22 protein-coding genes are annotated in these 18,569 nt (G+C 49.0%); 6 read left to right on the top strand and 16 right to left on the bottom strand.

Features of this window, described 5'->3' with window-relative positions; all coding sequences use genetic code 11:
* Positions 1-1,263, top strand: coding sequence for an HNH endonuclease (locus tag ACR42D_RS15035; RefSeq protein ID WP_484567609.1), 1,263 nt, complete (start codon positions 1-3; stop codon positions 1,261-1,263).
* A 231-nt stretch (positions 1,264-1,494) separates the two neighbouring features.
* Positions 1,495-2,067, top strand: a complete 573-nt coding sequence (locus tag ACR42D_RS15030) for a DUF6933 domain-containing protein (RefSeq protein WP_484568469.1) — start codon at positions 1,495-1,497, stop codon at positions 2,065-2,067.
* Between the two features lie 249 nt (positions 2,068-2,316).
* Here the strand turns inward: ACR42D_RS15030 and ACR42D_RS15025 are convergent, their stop codons facing one another.
* From ACR42D_RS15025 to ACR42D_RS14965, 13 genes are all read right to left on the bottom strand, one after another.
* On the bottom strand, positions 2,317-6,756 hold the full coding sequence (locus tag ACR42D_RS15025; protein WP_484567608.1) for an NACHT domain-containing protein: 4,440 nt from the start codon (positions 6,754-6,756) through the stop codon (positions 2,317-2,319).
* A gap of 43 nt (positions 6,757-6,799) precedes the next feature.
* Positions 6,800-7,465: a hypothetical protein gene (locus ACR42D_RS15020; protein ID WP_484567607.1), complete on the bottom strand. Its 666-nt coding sequence runs from the start codon at positions 7,463-7,465 to the stop codon at positions 6,800-6,802.
* 53 nt (positions 7,466-7,518) lie between these two features.
* Entirely contained in the window at positions 7,519-8,031 is a 513-nt protein-coding gene (locus ACR42D_RS15015; RefSeq protein ID WP_484567606.1) for a hypothetical protein, read from the bottom strand.
* Positions 8,032-8,258: 227 nt separating this feature from the next.
* Positions 8,259-8,762 (bottom strand): hypothetical protein, encoded by a 504-nt coding sequence (locus tag ACR42D_RS15010; RefSeq protein WP_484567605.1) that lies wholly within the window; start codon positions 8,760-8,762, stop codon positions 8,259-8,261.
* 59 nt (positions 8,763-8,821) lie between these two features.
* The gene (locus tag ACR42D_RS15005; RefSeq protein ID WP_484567604.1) at positions 8,822-9,772 is read right to left on the bottom strand and encodes an SH3 domain-containing protein; all 951 of its coding nucleotides are present in this window, start codon (positions 9,770-9,772) and stop codon (positions 8,822-8,824) included.
* A 100-nt stretch (positions 9,773-9,872) separates the two neighbouring features.
* Positions 9,873-10,064 (bottom strand): hypothetical protein, encoded by a 192-nt coding sequence (locus tag ACR42D_RS15000; RefSeq protein ID WP_484567603.1) that lies wholly within the window; start codon positions 10,062-10,064, stop codon positions 9,873-9,875.
* A gap of 171 nt (positions 10,065-10,235) precedes the next feature.
* On the bottom strand, positions 10,236-10,556 hold the full coding sequence (locus ACR42D_RS14995) for a type II toxin-antitoxin system RelE/ParE family toxin (RefSeq protein ID WP_484567602.1): 321 nt from the start codon (positions 10,554-10,556) through the stop codon (positions 10,236-10,238).
* On the bottom strand, positions 10,556-10,831 hold the full coding sequence (locus tag ACR42D_RS14990) for a ribbon-helix-helix domain-containing protein (RefSeq protein WP_484567601.1): 276 nt from the start codon (positions 10,829-10,831) through the stop codon (positions 10,556-10,558). Before ACR42D_RS14990 ends, ACR42D_RS14995 begins: the two co-directional genes overlap by 1 nt.
* Before the next feature lie 71 nt (positions 10,832-10,902).
* Positions 10,903-11,208, bottom strand: coding sequence for a DUF2958 domain-containing protein (locus ACR42D_RS14985; RefSeq protein WP_484567600.1), 306 nt, complete (start codon positions 11,206-11,208; stop codon positions 10,903-10,905).
* 174 nt (positions 11,209-11,382) lie between these two features.
* A complete protein-coding gene (locus ACR42D_RS14980; RefSeq protein ID WP_484567599.1) occupies positions 11,383-11,799 on the bottom strand; it encodes a Ros/MucR family transcriptional regulator in 417 nt (138 codons plus the stop codon).
* Positions 11,800-11,974: 175 nt separating this feature from the next.
* Positions 11,975-12,373 carry a hypothetical protein gene (locus tag ACR42D_RS14975; protein WP_484567598.1) on the bottom strand — a complete coding sequence of 133 codons (399 nt, stop codon included), beginning with the start codon at positions 12,371-12,373 and terminating at the stop codon, positions 11,975-11,977.
* A gap of 86 nt (positions 12,374-12,459) precedes the next feature.
* Positions 12,460-13,236, bottom strand: a complete 777-nt coding sequence (locus ACR42D_RS14970) for a hypothetical protein (RefSeq protein ID WP_484567597.1) — start codon at positions 13,234-13,236, stop codon at positions 12,460-12,462.
* Between the two features lie 6 nt (positions 13,237-13,242).
* Positions 13,243-13,869: a hypothetical protein gene (locus ACR42D_RS14965; protein WP_484567596.1), complete on the bottom strand. Its 627-nt coding sequence runs from the start codon at positions 13,867-13,869 to the stop codon at positions 13,243-13,245.
* Positions 13,870-14,033: 164 nt separating this feature from the next.
* On the opposite strand from ACR42D_RS14965, the gene ACR42D_RS14960 reads away from it, so the two are divergent.
* Both ACR42D_RS14960 and ACR42D_RS14955 read left to right on the top strand, forming a co-directional pair.
* Positions 14,034-14,354, top strand: coding sequence for a helix-turn-helix domain-containing protein (locus ACR42D_RS14960; RefSeq protein ID WP_484567595.1), 321 nt, complete (start codon positions 14,034-14,036; stop codon positions 14,352-14,354).
* A gap of 252 nt (positions 14,355-14,606) precedes the next feature.
* Entirely contained in the window at positions 14,607-14,774 is a 168-nt protein-coding gene (locus tag ACR42D_RS14955) for a hypothetical protein (protein WP_484567594.1), read from the top strand.
* A gap of 194 nt (positions 14,775-14,968) precedes the next feature.
* Here ACR42D_RS14955 and ACR42D_RS14950 read toward each other — a convergent pair whose 3' ends face one another.
* The 3 genes from ACR42D_RS14950 to ACR42D_RS14940 all read right to left on the bottom strand — a co-directional run bounded on the left by ACR42D_RS14950 (position 14,969) and on the right by ACR42D_RS14940 (position 16,847).
* Complete coding sequence (locus tag ACR42D_RS14950) at positions 14,969-15,277, bottom strand: replication protein (protein ID WP_278248081.1); 309 nt, start codon at positions 15,275-15,277, stop codon at positions 14,969-14,971.
* A gap of 102 nt (positions 15,278-15,379) precedes the next feature.
* Positions 15,380-16,213, bottom strand: a complete 834-nt coding sequence (locus tag ACR42D_RS14945; protein ID WP_484567593.1) for a DnaB-like helicase C-terminal domain-containing protein — start codon at positions 16,211-16,213, stop codon at positions 15,380-15,382.
* On the bottom strand, positions 16,152-16,847 hold the full coding sequence (locus ACR42D_RS14940; protein WP_484567592.1) for a hypothetical protein: 696 nt from the start codon (positions 16,845-16,847) through the stop codon (positions 16,152-16,154). Before ACR42D_RS14940 ends, ACR42D_RS14945 begins: the two co-directional genes overlap by 62 nt.
* Before the next feature lie 803 nt (positions 16,848-17,650).
* Between ACR42D_RS14940 and ACR42D_RS14935 the strand changes: the two genes are divergently transcribed.
* The gene (locus ACR42D_RS14935) at positions 17,651-17,857 is read left to right on the top strand and encodes a hypothetical protein (protein ID WP_484567591.1); all 207 of its coding nucleotides are present in this window, start codon (positions 17,651-17,653) and stop codon (positions 17,855-17,857) included.
* A gap of 1 nt (position 17,858) precedes the next feature.
* Complete coding sequence (locus ACR42D_RS14930; RefSeq protein ID WP_484567590.1) at positions 17,859-18,425, top strand: tyrosine-type recombinase/integrase; 567 nt, start codon at positions 17,859-17,861, stop codon at positions 18,423-18,425.
* Positions 18,426-18,569: the final 144 nt, after the last annotated feature.

The following is an 18,569-nucleotide window of genomic DNA, read 5'->3' as shown; positions in this document are numbered from 1 at the left end:
ATGTTTGCAGTGCGCTTCTATACAATGAGTTTCTCTGAGACAATGGTGGTTGAATCAGAAAGTGATGTTGGTCTGTATGCTATTTTCTCTGAATTCATGTTTGTCTTTGGTATTAGTGTAGAAAATAATTTTTTATTATTTTCGAAACCTATTGCCATTCAATACTCTGCGCAGATCGCAAATAGATTAAAATTCTTTGTAGACAAGTATAAGACACAGGTCCCACCAGTGAATCGATTGTGGGCAAAATTCAAAAAGATTAATGAGGATGAATACTTTTTTATGCTGCCTCCTGACGTAGAGCTCTCCGCACATCAGAGAATAATTGTACAGCATGAATTGGAAAAAATAAATGGAGTAGAGGATAATGGAGTTGTTGAAAAAATTGAAGAAACATTTCAATGCGTTTTTGAAAACTACCATACTGATGTAATCAACGGGGTAAGAACTTTTGGAGAGAAAGATAAGTCGAAGAGGGTATGTCGTTTCTGTGGCAGAAGTTTTCCGGAAGTGACTTTTAAGCAAAAAGCACACGCGATTTCCGAAGCTTTTGGCAACAAAAACACAGTATTAAACGAAGAGTGTGATGAATGTAATGGCCGGTTTGGACGGACTATAGAAAATAGTGCGGCGTTATATTTTGGTGTTCATAGAGTTCTTTTTGGGGTGAAAGGTAAAAAAGGATCCACCAAAATAAAAACCGAGACTGGTGTATTCGGGAAGATTGAAGGTAGTAATAAGGTCGTTTTAGCAACGACCCAGAAGATTATGAATGCTGATGGAAGCATCGCTCCTATTCAGCTTGATACCGGACAAAGGATCGCTAGACAGGATGTGTATAGGGCGTTGTGTAAGTTCGCTCTAAGCGTTATGGATGATTATGATCCAGAGGTATTTAGTGACACTGTTGGCTGGATTAATGGAAACCAATCATTAAAGAATCTTCCCAAGGTCGCAGTTACAAATTCCCCCCGTCACTTTTCTCTTACTCCATCAATGAGCCTCAATATTAGAAAAAGCTTGAACTGTGATTTGCCATACGTTGTTGGTAATTTCTACTTCACGTCAATAATAGTCGTATTTATTATTCCTCTTGTGAAACACGATTCTATTGATTTCATTGATGATGAACAATATCAATCCTTTTGGAGCTGCTTCAAGCATTATTCAAACGAGAAATGGGAGTTCCGTGACTTGTCGTGTGATACTGTGGAACCACTTGTTCACTCTCTAAATTTTGTGAAAGGAGCTTTTGAAGTTTAGCTAGAGTGCTAGAGCCGTTGGCCACCTAAAAGTCGGAGTTGACCGGTCCGACAAAGTGACTTGTTTCTCACTTATGCTCCGGAAGACGTGGCTTCTTCGAACTTTTTGAATATTGTCCAGAATTAGGGGGACACCACAGAATTTGGGGGACACCATACCCATTTAATGAATAACCCACCACATCATCCTAGAAGATCAATCTGAGTTGATCCTGAGTCCGATTGTGGCTATCTGGTTGAGGACTCCCTCACCCTTCAACGAGATGAGATCAGCAATGCCCTACATGGATGTACTCAGAAGCTTTTAGCTGAAATCAAGCCCGCACAAATCCTAGAGCCTACCAGTCAACGTGGGCTACAAGGCTGGCATAGCAATATCTTCAGATTCTTTCGTAGAAAATCCGTTCTTCTGGTCAATGATGAAACCCGGTTTGCCGTGTTCATGCCCGGATTGGTCAAGAAGAACTTCATGAACTTCGACAAGGTGTTCATCGAGCACTTCGAGATAGCTCTTCTGGGCATTGAAGCAACATCAGCGCAAATAGCTCAAGCCAAGATGCTACTCGGCCCTTTCTCTTATGGCAAGACCCATAGCCGAAGTGTGCTTGGAACGATGAACGACATGAAGTTCAACATGGAGTACATGTTGAAAAATCGTCTTGGTCATTTACCGAGGACTCGTAGTGAGATTCAATGGATTACGGGTTTACTCAACGAAACTCCCTATAGCGGCAAAGACATTGATGGCTGTGTGTTTGCTCAGAGGGACATGTTGCGGTTGATAGATGGGGCCGAGAAGTCGTGAGATGGGTTTCTGTCAGGTTGGAGATGTAGTTGTCTCCATAATGATAGCGTAGGCTTAGAAGGCTGTCCGTGTAAGCCTTTTCGTGGAATGTAAAAAGAATATGCAAATAATATCGGGTTGGTGGAAGGATTGCCATACCCTACATCGAATGTATTCAAAAGCCCTTGAGCGATATCAGGCCAGTACAAATTCATGGGGCTAGGGGGCGACGACGGTGTTTTCTTGATTTGCGATGGCTGTCACTCGGAGCTAGTTAACAGGATATCTGGTTAAATCCCTAAGAGCTTCAACTGCGCTATGCGCTTGCAATGAAATTAAGTTTTCGAACATAGTGAGAGCTCGGTCTTGATATTCAGGCATGCGATGCAGGGCCAGAGATATCTGGACAAGATGGTCAAGGTGAAAAGCGCGACTCCGCCTTTCTTTTTCAGATGCCGCAGCGATGATGTGTTCGGAAACATCGGCAACTAAGTTGGGTGCAGAAATGACGATATCAATCAGTCGGTCACTGATGAATGATCTGCAAGCCGCTCTCATTATTTCCGGTTGTTTTTGGAATGTTTCTAACATCCGCTGGAGCGAGGTGGTATACCTCATAGGTCCTTTTGCTCGAAACATATCTAGCAGCGCCTTTGCGATCCTTTCGGTACAGGGGCAGGCCGCAAGTCGTCTTTGGATGTCTTCTGCGTAAGAGTCGTAATTGCCAGTGTCACCCCACAGCCCTGATGCAGACCAAGCACAACCGATTCGAAGGTTCTCAATGCCTTCTAGGTCCTTTTCTGGGCACATGATTTCGTCTAGTTGATTTTTACACCATTCATCCTCAGGGTATAGCGCGGCCCTCAATGTGATCAGTTCACCAACGGCCTGTGCTCCACGGGACCAATGGCCGTCTTGGAGATTCTCAAGATATGAATGAAAGGCCACTTCGTCTAACCAGCGATGCGCATATGCAAAGAAATAAACAGAATCTTCCGTATGGAGGAATTCTGGGTACTTGGAGAACAGTCGGCTGACAAAAGTGTTCGCTCGTTCTTTGTCATCCATTTTGAGCCATTGAAGCTGTTGGCAGATGACCATCCGCCAGACAGCGGGGTTCTCTTGGATCTCCAAGTGATTGGTCAGGGTGGCAACCCATTCATCGACGAGCGGAGGCTCAGTGCACAAATAACCCCCGGTTAAAGCATCTAGTATTGTGTAATTCCCGCTCGGAAGGATGCGACTTCCCCCAAAGCCCCACAAGATGGAGCTTTCTTTCTCAACGTCGTCTGGTTCTACTGGGTGGGGCTCCCAATCTGATATCCAGCTTTTGAGGATATCGCAGACTGCTTTCGAAAGCCCTTTCTTTTTATAGGCTATGTTGCTGAATACTATAGCGCAGTTGGCTTTGAAGCTCTCTGATGAGAAACCGCGTTCTGCGAGTTCTAAAAAAATGCTCTCAATTTCTGCTCGCGAGAACTTTCCTGATTCTGCCACCCCCTTGAAGCCAGCTCCCGCCGGGTTGTCTTGTGCCCCAGGGGTGAACTGTTTCATTATGCGGAGAGCCCTATGGGGGTTATTCTTTGCAAACTCTTCAAATGCCCTTGATGTTTGTCTGCTCCCGCCCAGTTTCCAGTTTTTGGGGTGATCTTCAACTCCATCGTGCAGCACGGCAAACAAGTTGAGGATGTGAGAGTCCTTGGCTTTCTCCATTTTGTCAGCGGACATGGTTGGGCCAATCCAGCACATATTTGTGCTTTGTGGGTGTTCCACATAGTGTAGACCAGCATGTTTCCCCTCTCGGAGGAGTTTTTGCCCAATACTTGTAAGTTTGTCTGTCGGGAATGCGTTTAAGAGCGTTAAGCGCTTTTCCTGATCCCATTGCATCCGCATGCGCAGCTCTTTGGGGCCGTCGTCGGGCATTCTGCGGTTGAAGGACCAGTTGATTATAGATTCTTCGAGCTGGCATGCCTGTTGAGATGAAAGGTGTGGTACAAGGGCCTCAATCAACTTGGTGCTATGCCAGAGCCGAGTGGATATGTCGCCTATTGCCAACCTACGTTTGTCTCCCCGCAGGTAGTTGAGACAGTAGTCTGGTCGATGGGGAGCTAGGGCCACCAGCCCTCTTATTAAAATCCTATGGACGCCCATCAATTCATTGCCTAGCCATTCATCTGCTAGGGCTATAAATGCATCTGGTTCGGCAGTCGTTAGCTCTTCTACGCCCTTGCGAAGTGCAACCATGAAAGAAGAGGGACTTTCCCTATCGTACGAATCTAGACAATGGTCTTCAGTATAGCAATTGGCATAAAATGGCCTTTCGTGCGCAACAAAACTTAATACTTTTGCGAACCACGAGAAAAGCGGAGGGATCAGTTCCTTAGGAGCTGTGACCACAGTTTTTTCCAGATCATGCCAATCTTGATTGCTGATCAGTTCAGTAAACGGACGATGGTTGTCTGCGTTTCTTCGGATGTAATTAACCATTTCATTTTCATCGTCATACACTGCGTCCTTTTGGTTCTCTCTTACAGTGGCTTTGGCTCGTTCAAGGCTTTTGTCGAGATGTTTTGACAGGAAAAGAGCAGCTTTTGGGGGATTGTGTTGGACGAATATTCCTATTGTTCTCTCGATGCTCATGGTTTCAAGTTCAAGATCGTCCGCCAGCGAAAACAACAAGTCGTCGATGGCTTCTATCGGGGAGTAATTAGAGGTTAATATCCAGTAGATATTCCCCTTGTAGTCAGAGGCGTTAAGCCAGTGTTTTTTGATGAGCGAAATGCATCTTTCGGGGGAATGCTTAAGGCCATTTGCAATGACTGGGATTGCGGCCCACGCTTCAGACATGTCCAGCGCCATGATTCGAGGGAGGTCATCCGCTTCGATTGCCTTGAACCAGCCAGTGCTAGAGGCGATCGAGCTGAGAATCTTTGGACGGTCCTCCTCGTCTTTAAGCCTTGGGAGTATGATTTGTATCTCGCAAGCCAGAGGGATGTCGAACCTTCCCATAAATTCTATGATGCGGTACCTGAGATGTTTGCGTAGGTCTGATCTAGACCAAATTTTAGTCAGTTCGTTTGAGTACGCAGTGCGGTCAAGCTCACGGAGGTAGTCCAAGGCGCTCCATAAGGTGGACCTGATAAACAATGAGTTTTGCCGTTCCAGTATGTAGCTTGAAAGAGAATCCGCCTGCTTGATGTGGCTTTTGGCGCGAGCAAAGTCGAAAACCGTTTGGTGGCGGAAGCCGATTTTTTCTATGCCTTGGCGGACGATAATGCCGCTTTGTTCGAGTGCTTTTATCTCTTGCAAATATGTATCTTCGAAAAGGACAATTGGTACCCACAGTTCTTCTCTCTGAGCCATCATTTCCGCAATGGCACAGGCGGCTTTCCCTGTCCCCTTGGCGGCTACATGGCGCTCCCATATGTCTTGCAACATCCCACGATAGCTCGCATAAACTATTTTATCGGCTTGCTTTGCAGAGTACTCCAGGAAGACGTTGAGATGCTGTGGGGTAAGTAGGATGTCTCGGAAGTCTTTTGTCCAGTTTGCTGATGAAATGTCGTGTTTTTTTAATATGTCATCAACGTCAGACCATGAAAGTCCTGCGAGTCGTACTTCATTTGCCTCCAGTTGGGAAAAACGTGCATCGTATTGATATTCAAACGTCCGACACGATAAAATAATGCGGACTTTGGGGTTGTTTTTGATGGTCCATATTAAGTCGATCAGTGCGTTTAAACGTCCTGGGTTGCTGATGAGGAGGCTGCTGAGGGCATCTAGTTGGTCAATCAGTACGACTGCATTTCCCTTGGCGGTTAAGCTATTGAGACACGTCTCAATTGGCTCGGGAATATCTAGATATTGTTCAAGCGATGTGGCTGTGTCGATTCTGTCTGGAAGACAGTCCGCCTTTAATGCTAGGAGTGGTGTCTCTTGTGCTTGTAGCTGATTGCCCAGTCTTGCCAGTAGAGCTGATTTACCACAGCCTGGAGCCCCTAAGAGTACAGCGATGTTTTCACCTTTTGTCTTACGTATGGGATTGGTTGCGAATTCAAAAAGTTCGTCAAGTTCGGGGCGTTCTATCCAGTCACCAGATGGGAGTGTCTGGGGCCATGTCAGTAGGTCGGCAGCTCTTCGTCCGAACTTTTCAAGAATCTCGTTTTTATCTAGTTCTGAAGCAGAGGCCCTTATCTCGCTGGTGGCAGGGGAAAGAGTGTGTGTGATGGATTGAAAGCCTCGCCGCAATTCTTCTTGAATGGTTTCAAGCTTCTCCTTGCCCTGACTGATTTCTCGGCTGTCCATGAGTTGTTGAAATAGCGGCTCATTCTCGATGGCATTCTCTATGTGCCGGATGAAATCTTCACAGGCTTCTTCAAGCCCTTCTGGGGTTACGTCAGAAGAGAATTGTTCGCGGTACAGCCGAGCCAACTCATTAGCCCTGGGGCGCTCGCTACGGGTTTTGAATAGGATCAGGAGTTCAGGCTTTGCAGTTTCAATAAATGTGGAATCGAATAGAGACGCTGCCAACTCGGGGTGAGTCATGGAGAATTGTTTTAAGGCGAATTCAATCGATGTTTGGACTTGTTTTTCAGCGGCTTTTCTTTCTTTGGATTTCAGTATGGTGTCGAGCCCCCTGCTCATTGCCTCCTGAAAAAGGGCACCTCCCAGGGTGATCGCAATTCCTGTCGTTATGCCGTCCGCTGCCATCAATGGCTCCTGTGGATGGAGAAGTCTGGTTAAAGAATGATGGCTAGCATGTCAGCTTAACCTCGACCTTGTGTCCATACTTTTTTAGGAGATTGTGGAGAAAGCCTTCTTCATCCTTGGTATGGTCGGCGCCAACAATGGCAATTCCATACTTCTGTGCATCTTCAACCAAATACGGTTCGAGTTCCTTAAGCCACAACAACTCCCGTTTGGGGTTGTGAGGCAATGATTTCTCGGTTCCAGGTTCGGTCTTTTTTAGAGCAGCCATAAGTGCCGAGCAACTGAGTTTTGTATGGCTGGGGAGAGCCTTTTTGAATGCGGCGATTGTGGAAAGCCTGTTGTAGAGCATGCTGTTTGCTACCTGTATGTGCCAATCCTCGACCGACCTATTATTATCTAGCCAAACGGTTGGCACATCTGGAAAGAAATTTTTGTGGGTAACACAATCATAGGCGATATATTCAGCCCCGATCTCCATCTCTTTTCTTGAAAGAACAGATTCGATGGCGGCTTGGTAACTTCCTGGTCGTTTTTTTAAGGCATCAGCCGAGCGCTGTGGAGCGATGTGTTCGTTGTAGAAAGCTTCGCCGTATTCAACGGCTACAAACTCTGGTGATCCCATACGCTCAGAGAGCTCTGTCAGAACTGAAACCAATTCGTCTCTGCATGAGAAAAATTCATGAACTCCACCAATCAGGATTATTTTCATGGTGCCACTCCTCAGGAGACTGGTTGTTTGCTCATACCTCAGGATAAACGAAGTTACGATTCGTTTTTAAACCCATCTATGACCCAAGGGGCGACGAATCGTCCTATCAAGTATAATCCGAACAACGGGAGCACTCCTAGTACGCCATAATAATGCAGCACTACACTGAGATTTCGTTTGAGAGACGCAGACTTTGCTTGAGACACTTTTTTTTCAGCGCATAATGTCATTTCGCTAAGTATGTCTTTAAAGTCTATCGAGCTATAATCATGTATGATTTGTGGCCAAATCTCAAATGGGGTGGCGGGCATGCTTCCAAAATAGGGGTTGTTGACATATTCCCCCTTCGGATATGCAGCATGCTTGGCGTAGGCTTTACGGTTAAATCTTGGGAAGTTTTCTTGCACTCTGTCTAGCATTTGGCCCTCTGCGAGTTCGTAACAGCCAGCGGCGACTCCCCACCCTCTGAATTTTTTGAATTTAGGTACAGCGAAAAAGGAAATGGCTATCAGCCACGCAATAGCCAAACACAAAAACAACCGATGCCAACCGGAGGCCTTTCTCATGCCTATTCTCCATAATAGTTAATACCTATTGATAGATACCACCTCTTGTCGCTTAAATAAAGTGTCGCTGTATAGGCCGAAAGAGCAAAATTTCAACAGTTCGTATAAGGAAATGAAGAGAATGGGTGGGTAATCCCCAAGGCCTAGGTGGGGCAACTAAGTAGTTTTGGACGACTCTGATTGAAAAGAAGAGCCCCGTTTGTAGACGGGGCTTCTTCGATAGTCAGCTACTGGAGCAGGTCTAAATAGATATAGACGGCTGAGAGTGTCTCTGTTCTTTTGTTGGACGGGGTAGAGTAGCCCCAGGATAATGGGAGGGGAAAGGCTCTAGTGTAGGTCTGAGCTTTACCTGTAGACGGCGGTTTGTTTGATGTGCCACAACCTATGATTTTATATGAACCCTGCTTTTTGTCGAGCAGCTCTTTCAATATGTCGGCATCGGCTAAGGTAATTTGGAGGCTCTCTTTTGGGGCAATTTTATGCCCCTGCTGTGACTGGAGTAAACCAGCATTTTCTTCTCCGGAGTTATCAGAAGAGATCAGCACTGCCTGTACGTTTGACACTTCGACACTCAACTGGTTTTTGAGGGTAAAGGTAAGACTGCCCTTGTCAGTAAAGGAAACGCCCGTGACGTCAACTCCTGTACCTTTGACGGTTTTGGCCGTGCTTTCTCCAAGGGAACAAACTAGAAAGATGGCAGCAAAAAGTAGCAGAAGGGAGTGTTTTTTCATATGACCTCGCGTATTTTGAAATGGATGATATTAGTTGAGGATGAGCTATTTTTAAATTGTCAAAATATCTTGCTGAGATATTTGTTAAAAACCCATCCCTCGATGTCCTCTCCAGTATTGTAGCCGTTGAAGTGTACCTTCGTCCATTTATTCGATTTATCGATAATTACAATAATTGAGTAGGGATAGAGTTCCCCGACCACTAGGGACTTCCTATTGGGCTTATATCTAACATTTAGTCTGGACTGAACTGACACGATTCGAAGCTGCGGAAAAGCGCCAACTTCTTTACGCACATACTGCTTGGTAGCGTTCAGTTTATCTCGATGGTTGGGTATAATTGACTGAGGGGTAAATCCACTAGCGGAACAGATCAGACTGAAGACTATCCCTTCAATCATCACTCGTAGTAAAGAGCACACGATCCATTTGGCGGCTTTGCCAAGAGATGAATCGACCGCTTTCCTGTAGAGGGAGGAGAGGCCTTCAAGAATATTTTGTGGGGATTGTTCGGTTTTGTCTAATACGGCGTTTACTCCGTCCTCTAGAAAACGGACAGCCGCCTGTGACTCCTCGCTAAGGCCGTCAGCCTTTTCATCTTCGATAGAGGCTGCAACAAATTTACTCCAGTCAACCTGTCTGATGGCCTTGCTAAGTGATGCGACCCTGCCGACGGTCAGGCCATCAAAAAAAGTATGGGCCGCGATAGCACTCCCGGCAATTTGCATTTGCCCTGCAAGACGTATTGCCCCTGAGGTTTGTAAAGATTCTCCGATAGGATGTACTGTTTTGCCTATCGCCAGAGATGCTGCAATCTGTCCAAGAGGTGCGAGTGCCCGACCTACTTCAACCAACGACCCCGCGAATGGTTGAAGGGAGTTACTCTCGGCAATTAGTGGTTGAACAGACTGACCTACTTCAGCAAATTTAGTGAGCTTGGAAGAAATGATGTTGAAAGGTGCTATTTTTTCGCACAGCGAAGCAACTGCCGGTGGTATATAATCATTCACGCCTGTTCGTCTCCCCGCATATGGCTATTTTGATGACTGCCCTTTGTCGTATTTGGGGGGGCTCCCATATTGGGCGTAGAGCCAGCCCAGTGTAAGATAACTATAAAGCGTCTTTGATCAGTTCCCTGTATTGCTCGACATCGCTGGGGGTAACTCGTACGGCTTTGACCTTGCCATCCACTTCGATGACAATAGGGGTGTTGGTCTGCACGGCGATCTCTCTGGCTCGCAACGCGGCACGCTTCATGGCGTTGTCGATGTCTTGCGAAAAGTCTTTCGTCTTTTTTTGCATATCATTTCTCTCCTGAATCTATCAGAAGCGGGGGTGTTCGGCGTTTTGCAACCCATTAGTGGCGTTACAACTTTCCGTACAATCCCTTGAGCTTTATGACCGTTGGGAGACGCTAGCAATTTTAATTGTCATGCTTTGCATCTCCTGTGGTGAGAAGAGGCTGACAAATGCTTACTGTGTGTCGTCATTTGACTCCGTCAAGATGGCCTCGTAATTCTGTCCACCGTGGTAGATACCAAGAATTGAAATAATCTCATCAAAGACCGCGAACGCTATTATCGTCTTTTTTTTGTAGTGTGTTATCCGCAAGCCCGCCCGGATGTCATCTCGTTTGTTACCTCTGTGCGGAAAAGTCTTCATTTCCTCGCAGTGGACGATGACGGCGTTCGTGTACTCCAGTGCGATCTCAGGAGAAGCAAGATCGGCCAAATGGTGGTACAAGCCGAGAAGCTGTTCTTCTGCTTCCGGTGCAAAGATGAGGGAGTATGGCATTACCGCTTTAGGGTCTCTTTGTGCTCGGCGGCCAGTCTGTTATGAACTTGTTCAATGCTCACGCCGCGCGAGGTATTCTCCCGCATGGCGTCATATACGGGGGCGACCTGGTTTTGTAGCCAGCTGTCAATGGCGCGGTCACGGGCGAGTAGCGCGCGCAAGCCATCACGGATCACTTCACTTTCAGTCGCGTACTCGCCGGTCGAGACCTTCGCCTTGACCATCTTCGCCATGTCGTTAGGAAGCGTGATACTCATTTGTTTAGTTGAGCGCATAAGCACCTCCGTTGGTTGGGTGTGATTTAATCCTACTCTGCAATGGCGCGGTTGACAACCGTTTGTTGACTTCAGCGGACTTCAATTCCCCCAAACCGTTTCACCTCCCACGAACAATCAACTTCCACCCGTAGAGGCCCGATCTTCACGCTTTTCAGCTCCTGTAAAGAGAAGTAACCCCACTCGGCATTCTGCGTGTCTCCGTTGAGGACGGCATAGCCAAAGAAGATGTCCTCTCCGTCGAACTCGGCTGCGTACCAGTGGGAGTCGCCTATGAAGAAGTGGTGGTAGATAAGCTTCTCTTCTCTCGGGATGTTCTCTGTCTCGTATAAGCGGGGAATCCTGCCATGTCTCTCGTCCTTGTAGCCGGATGTCATCGTTTCGACCTCTCGTGTGGCTTGTCGGAGATTCTTGTTGAAAATCCATATGGTTTATCAGTCTCGTAGTTGCGTGGCCTCGCGGGGCCTCTATGAAGGTGTAGCCCTGAACTCTCGCTGAAAGATGAAAGGCCCATCCTTGCGGACGGGCCTCTACGATCATGGTGAAATGATCTACTTGGTTTCAGGGTTCTTGGCCGGGGCCTTCTTGGGTTTGGTCTTCTTCCATAGCTCCATGTTCTTCATGCGCTCGGAACGTGCCTTGGCCGTATCCCGGCAGGAGAGCGGCTGGCCCTTGGGGTATCCCCACTTCGCCTTGTATTCGGCGGGCGTCAGGCCGTGGCTTTCCAGATGCCGCTTGGTGATGGTCTTGAAGGTCTTGCCGCATTCGACGCAGGTGATTGTTTTCTTCCTGATGGCCTTCCTGGGATCGACCGTCGGTTCCTGCGCCTTGTCTCCGATCTCGCCGGTGGCAATTCCGGCGAGACCCATGTTCACTTCCTTGACCATCGAGATCATGCCTTCGGCGGTCATTTCACGAACACCGGCCTGTGCCTCGACCATCTTCATTGCCTGTTCCATGCAATCCATATTTATGCTCCTTGTTATTCAATGATTTCAGATGATAAGCTGCTCAATTCTGTCAATATACAGCGGGTCGGCGAAAGTACACTGTTTTCTGAACGAGAAAAGCCCATCCACAGGGGATGGGCTTTGGAGAGGTTGCTTGGGGAGTTCTCAATTCCCAAGCTTCCAACGTTTGGTCTTAGTTCTTGTAATTGGCCTTCATGGCCCGCATCCATTCGGGATTGACCTGGGCCAGCACGCCGTCGAACTTGCCGTTCGCTTCCACGATCAGTTTGTTGAGGTCGTAGAATTCGGTCATGTCCTCGGTGGGTACTTCGGTGCGGGCTTCGACCTCCTCCTGGATGGTCAGCAGGAATTCCCTGCCTCCTTTCAGTTGGCCGATGTTGCAGTCAAGCTCGGCGTACAGCCTGTGTTCTCCCGCATTCATCATGTGCGCCGCTTTGGGTTCGAGGGGCGCTGCCTGTTGGGAGCAGATAGTGCTAGGATCGAAGGCGGGGGTTTTGCTTGAGCAGCCGTAGAAAATAACGGCCATCAAGAGGATGCCCAGAAATACCGGTATGAAGCTTTTCGTTCTCATGTCGATTCCTTTTCCTGTGGGTTTTCGTTTTCGAATGATGTCTCGTTCACGTTGAGCAGCTTGATCGAACCATATAAATTTGTTGTCTATTTGAGCTTCGATTGGAGTTGTTCGAGATACCGTTCCAACCGTTTCAGATTAATGTTCCATAGCTGGACTTCCGATCCCGCTGAAGCGATCAGATAGTTTTCACCGTCTATCCCCGTGTTTGATTTCCTTTCACCGTATTGGGCTTGAATTTCGGCGCGGACTTTGGGCCACAGATGAATGTCGATGGTGGCACAGTGGGCAACAAGGGTATCGTCCTTGTCGTATGTCTTCTCGTAAAACGGCGAGTAGAAGAACTCCCGCTTCAGGATCGGACTTTCGGCCTTGGGGACGGCGTACACCTTGTCGAAGACAATGATGTTCCGATTGCACTTTTGGAGGGTGCTGGAACTCGAAACGAAATCGCTCCAGAGTTGCCGGATGGCCTCATAGCTTCGAATGGCCTTGTCCGTGTTGGCCGGTCGGTATCTCTCGATGATCTGCCAGTATAGTTCCTGGTACTTCGACATGAGTTGGTCGTTTGCCCATTCTTCATAGGAGAAAAAGGGGAGGGGATTCCAAGTCAGTCCTTGGACTTTGCCGCAACCATCCGACTTGAATTGATCAACAAAGGCATTGACGACCTGCAAACGAGTTCCGTGAGTGTGGTCAGGATAGGCCGTGCAGTACCCTCGTTTGTCCAGTTCGAAAACCGTTGTTTCCGGCGGCCAACTCCACCTTACATCATTGAAGTATGCCAGCCGTGGGGCGTCCTCCTGCCCGCCCGCGCATCCAAGTAGGCACAGGCAGACAAGGAGGATTGCTGTCATTCTCATGGCGACCTATCCGAGGAGGCTGTTTTTCTTCATGATGATGGATTGGAACAGCTTGCGGAGATTGTTGGCCGACTTGCCGTGCGCTTTCTTGCAGTTGAATGCACCGATCTCGTTGTTGTTCACGATCAGGGTAATCATATCCATGATGGAATGTGGCTTGGTATCAAACTGGGTGATGTCCGCAATGTCGATCTTGCCCATGGTCTGCTGCTTGGCGTCACCGGATTTCTTCGACCTCGGCATGTTGTAGTAGAGAGTCGTGTTGGTGAGCAGGACGCAGCTTGGACTCATCGCGCCGATCTTGTGGAAGAGGAGGGGCATCTCTCGGTTGATGTCCATGTTGATCCACTCGGAATTGGCCGCATAGAGCTTGTCGAGGTCGATGGCCTTGCCGTGGTCGAGTTCATGGACAATGGCTTTGGGAGTAATCTGCCGGAAGGCAAGCGGGATTCCCCAGAAGAGGATGCCGATGCCCCAATTGATGAGGCCGTAGTCCAGATATTTACTGCCTTCGGTATCAACGAAGTCGTTGACGAATTTTACCAACCGGGCATTGGGAATATCGAGTTGGTTGGGATCGGCTTCAATGCGTTGTTCCATGATCTTGACGAACTCTTCCTTGGTGGCGGACATGCTTTCTCCTTTTTCAGTCTGAGGTCGAGGTTTTGCTCCTCACAACCTCCAGGTGGCTAAATGGCTGCGTTGACCCTTTATAAGTGGTAAATTCGAGAAAGTAAACACGTATAGAGGGTTTAGTTCGCTTGTTTGCCACCTATACTTATGTATTGGAGGTAGGCATGTCGGAACTTAAAGTCAGGTTGGGAAATCGAATTCGTGAGCTACGGATTGCTCGAAACTTGTCTCAGGACAGTGTTGCCGAGCGTTTTGGCTCAAGCGGCAAGTATCTGGGCGAGGTTGAACGGGCTGAGTGTAATGTTTCAATCGAAAAACTCGAAAAGATAGCCGAGGCCCTTGAGGTCCCTATCGGTAGCCTTCTCGACAATGCCCATATGGAAGACCGGGCCTATTTGATTAAGGATATAGGCGGGATGCTGGATGAAGCCGACGATGACGAGATCCGTCTTGTCCATCGGCTCGTGTCGGATGTGCTGAGATAGCCGCTAACTGTCCTTCGTTATTAAAAGTATACAGCTTTTTCGGGTTGTATATTCCTGCCTTCGTTAATCCCCCGAAATGAAATCAAGGTCGAGGCCGCATGATCTCTCGTGCGGTCTCGTCAGTTGCTTGTTCTTGTTCTCTCGGTTGATGAAAAGTGGCTCATGTGGCCCTCGTGCTCTCCCGTGCATCCCCGTCCGTATAAATAGATCGGCTGCCAAGGAGTACTTTCAACCTTGGAGCGAGGAGAGATCATGCCCGATGAGATTGTGCTGAAATATCTGGATGGTGAAAACGAACTGCCCGAAGTGGACGGAGTGGAGATTTCGGACTTGTTGGCCGACAAGGGCGAAACGTCCTCCCAGGCTGTGCTGGTCAAGGCTCGAAAGATCGTCCAGGGATATCGGCCAGGCCGAAACTGATGTTCAGCGATTGAACCACGTAATGGCCCTGGTGTGCCTTTTGTTGGGGAGCATCGACAGAAAGAATTCAACTCGTATGTGGTGCTGGCTGCCAAGCTGAAGGGGCTGGAGTAGGGCATGAAAAAGCCCGAAGGATTGTGCTTCCTTCGGGCTCTGGCTTTCGGGTTGGAGGCTGTTATCTTAACTGGCCCCATTTACTCGTGCTGAAGTTGACTCGGACGCCGGTTTTTCGTCCGTGTGCTCTCGATGATGTTGGCGTCATGGAGAGCCTTGTAGGCTTTATCAACGGTTCTTGGATCATGGCCGGTCATGTGCGCGACATTGACCGACTTGAAGTCGATGGTGCGCCCCTGGTATCCCACGGTTTCCCTATAGGTGTACATGAACACGGCCCATTCGGAGCCGTTGGGCTTTTGCGCCATGAAGGCATCGTAGATGCGGTTGTAGAAGACCGTGTAGGTATACTTGGGGTTCTTCTTTCTCTTCGGCTCGGAATCTTTCAGCGCTTGGGCCTTTGGCTTATTCGGACCTTTGCCGCCCGGTGCCGCCGGGGTGGGCAGTCCGGTACATCTTTCTTTGTTCTTCTCGATCTTTTTCAGTCAGCATTACTGCAACTCCTTGTTAATGGTTTCAATCGTGACGGTGCCTTCGACCGTCGTTCCTTTTGTCGTACCTTGGTCCTCGGCATTGTCGGGCTGGAGGACGTCTCGGTTGTCGCCGGTGATCCTGGCGTATTTGAGCCATTTATCGAGTTCGGACTCGTCGAATATCTTCAATGTGCCGAGGTCCCAGTAGAAACTGCCGCCCAGGCCATGCTTTCCGGCGATGCGATTCTTCACGATCTTGTATCGGCGCTCGTTCAGGTACGTGCGCTCCTGGTCTTCGTAGTTGGCAAGGATGATCGCCACGTCCGTCGAGTGCATGATGGCGATCGATTCGCTGACGGAATCCATGCCCAGCTCGTCGAGCTTTTTGTTCATGCCGCCTCGGTTGATCTGGGCTGCGGTGACGGTGGGGATCGCGGTTTCCATGGCGAGCCTTCTCAGGCTGGCCGCCACTTCCTTGGGGCCTTCATACATGGTGGTCGTTCTCATGCCGATCGGCGGCATGATCTTGCCTATGTAGTCCACGTAAACGACGTCGATATTCTCAGCGCCGACCTCAAGGATGATCGCTCGCAAATCGCTGACGCGGAACTCTCGTTCGCTTCGGTCCACGATCCACAACTGGCCCATGTTCGCAAGCTGCTTTTTCAACTTGGGCATGCCGCTTTCAAGCTGCTCCTGCTTTCTTTCCCTGTGAACCGACTGGAGATTCAACAGGATGATATCGCTCATGAGCGCGAGCTGCTTGAACATGCACGCTTCCTTGCTGTCCTCAAGGGTGACGAAGAGGACGTTGTACCCTTTGAGGGCTTGGCGGTACGCCATGTTCTGCATGGTCGCTGTCTTGCCTCCGGTGGGTGGTGGCGAGCAGGACTGTGAGGGTCTTCTCGACCAGGCCGTCGTTGAGGTATTCATCCAGTCTCGGAAAGCCGGTGGGGACGACCTTGCGCTCATCGGGCTTCTGGATGAACTCCACAAATTCGCTCATTTCATCGGCTACGGATTTGGGTTTCGTGCACACGAGCGGTTTGTAGTTCTCGACGCTCTTTTTCAGAATGCCTTCCGCTTCCTCCAGCGTGGCGGCGTCAAAGGTTTCGCCCGCGTCCACGACATCGGCCACATCCATGAGAGTCTGCTCGAACTCCATGCGTCGGTGATACAATGCCGTCTTTTCCTTTACATACGATGCCGGAAGCTCGCTGTTCTGGAACTCGTCAACGAGGTCGAGGAAGTTCTCGATGTCCTGAACGTCGTCGGCCTTGATCTCGGTCAGGGACATGACTTCACGGTTGGGAAGGTCCCCGGTTTCACGGTAGTATTTCAAGTATGCCCTGAAGACGATTTCGGCTTCATAGGGGAAGTGGGCAGGCTTGAAGTTGTCAAAGACGATGGCCGCATGGTCAGCGTCCTGTTCACAGCGGCCCAGGATCATGGCCGCGAGCTTATCCTGTTCAGAGTTGAATTCCATAAACTAGTTCTCCTTGTGCTTGATGTCCGTGTGGACGTTGAGGCCGATGCAGCCTCGCTCCTCTAGGAACTCCGCTATCACCTTGTTGTACAGTTCTCTCAGCGTTACTCCGTTCCGTTAATGCTTCCAGTTTCATCCCTATGTGAAGATCAGCCTCGATTCCAATCGACTTGTAATTCATCTTCTCGCGATACATAAAATCTCCGTTGTTAAAGGTGTTGAACAAAATATCCTTAGCCATATTTATAATTTTGCAACCAAGCAAAATAATAATTACCGATCATACACCATCGGAATCGATTCTGAAACAAAATGAACAGGAAAAATTGCCACAAAAATGATTTTTCCAACTTGGATCAAAAAATACCAAACACTTGTAGATCAAAAATTACAATCAACATTCCATCCGTCATCCTCCTACTTCTTTTTTTAACGCCCTTTAAATTTTTAATATATTTCTAAGAAATATATAAAAAAGGGAAAAGAAGCCGCCTCCTTCCGGAGTCGCCTTCTTTCCCCCGTCCACCTTCATCCGAGCCCTGTCGCTGAGCAGCGGGCCGCTGCTCAGCTTACCTCCGACAACCATTACTTCCTATAAAGGCCCAACCCCTCCCAGGAGCCTTACCCCGGTCGAGGCCCACGGTCCCCGCCCCGGCCCAATGTCAACTCATAGCCAGGAGTTGACGTGCTTCCGGCTTTGGTAATCACGATAACCACTTGGATTGACTGAAAGAAACCGTTTACGAGTGAATGGCAAGTTTATATATCTGAAATAACAAAACTTTTCATTCAGGGAGCAGGGGATGGAGATAAACGACAAGGTGTTCGTCAGGACGGAGGAGAGGGGTGACCCCGGAAATTCGGGGACGGTGATCGATTTTTCGGACGGGATGGTGCTGGTCGTTTTCGACGGAACCGGATTGATCGGGAGATACCTCAAAGCGGAGCTGGCGTTCGCCGGTGGCGGCACGCTCCGAGAGAAGCAATCAGCCGAGCGGGGAGGGGAGTAGGATGCCCCGATCAATGGTCGTCGATCCCATCAAGCGGATTGAGGACATCCGGGCAATCAAGCGGCTGCTCGTCTCCAGGCCGAGGGATCACCTGCTTTTCGTCATGGGCATCAACAGCGGTCTCCGCGTCGGAGACTTGCTGCGGCTCAAGGTCGGTCAGGTGGAGGGCCTCAAGGTGGGCGGCATGTTGGAGATCAGGGAGTCCAAAACCGGCAAGCGGAATTTCCTTCTTCTTAATAAGGAAATAGGCAAGGCCCTGAACCTGCACCTTCAATCCGGCCTTCATTCGCCCGAAGCCTACCTGTTCGGCTCACGCAAGGGCGGCAAGCCTTTGACCTTGAGCACCGTCAACCGGCTGGTGAAATCCTGGGCAGCCGCCATCAATCTCCCCGGCAACTACGGAGGCCGGACGCTGAGAAAGACGTTCGGCTACATCCAGCGCGTCCATTTCGGCGTGGGCTTCGAGATCCTCTGCAAACGGTACAACCATTCCAATCCGTCCGTGACCATGCGCTACATCGGTGTCCAGCCTGAAGAGGTCACGAGCATCATGATGCACGAAATCTAGGCCTCGACGGTCGTCCGGGCCTCTCAGATTGGCTCAGCTCCATTTTCGGGGCTGAGCCAATTGTTATTTCATCGGTTTGGTTGGCTGGCCTGAGAGGTCAAAAGTGGGCTGAGAAATGGTTTTGGGAGCTGAATAAGGGCAAAA

The sequence above is a fragment of the Pseudodesulfovibrio sp. lm2024 genome, from assembly GCF_051175575.1.
GTDB classification, from domain to species: domain Bacteria; phylum Desulfobacterota; class Desulfovibrionia; order Desulfovibrionales; family Desulfovibrionaceae; genus Pseudodesulfovibrio; species Pseudodesulfovibrio caledoniensis.
This window is presented reverse-complemented; position numbering and strand designations above follow the sequence as displayed.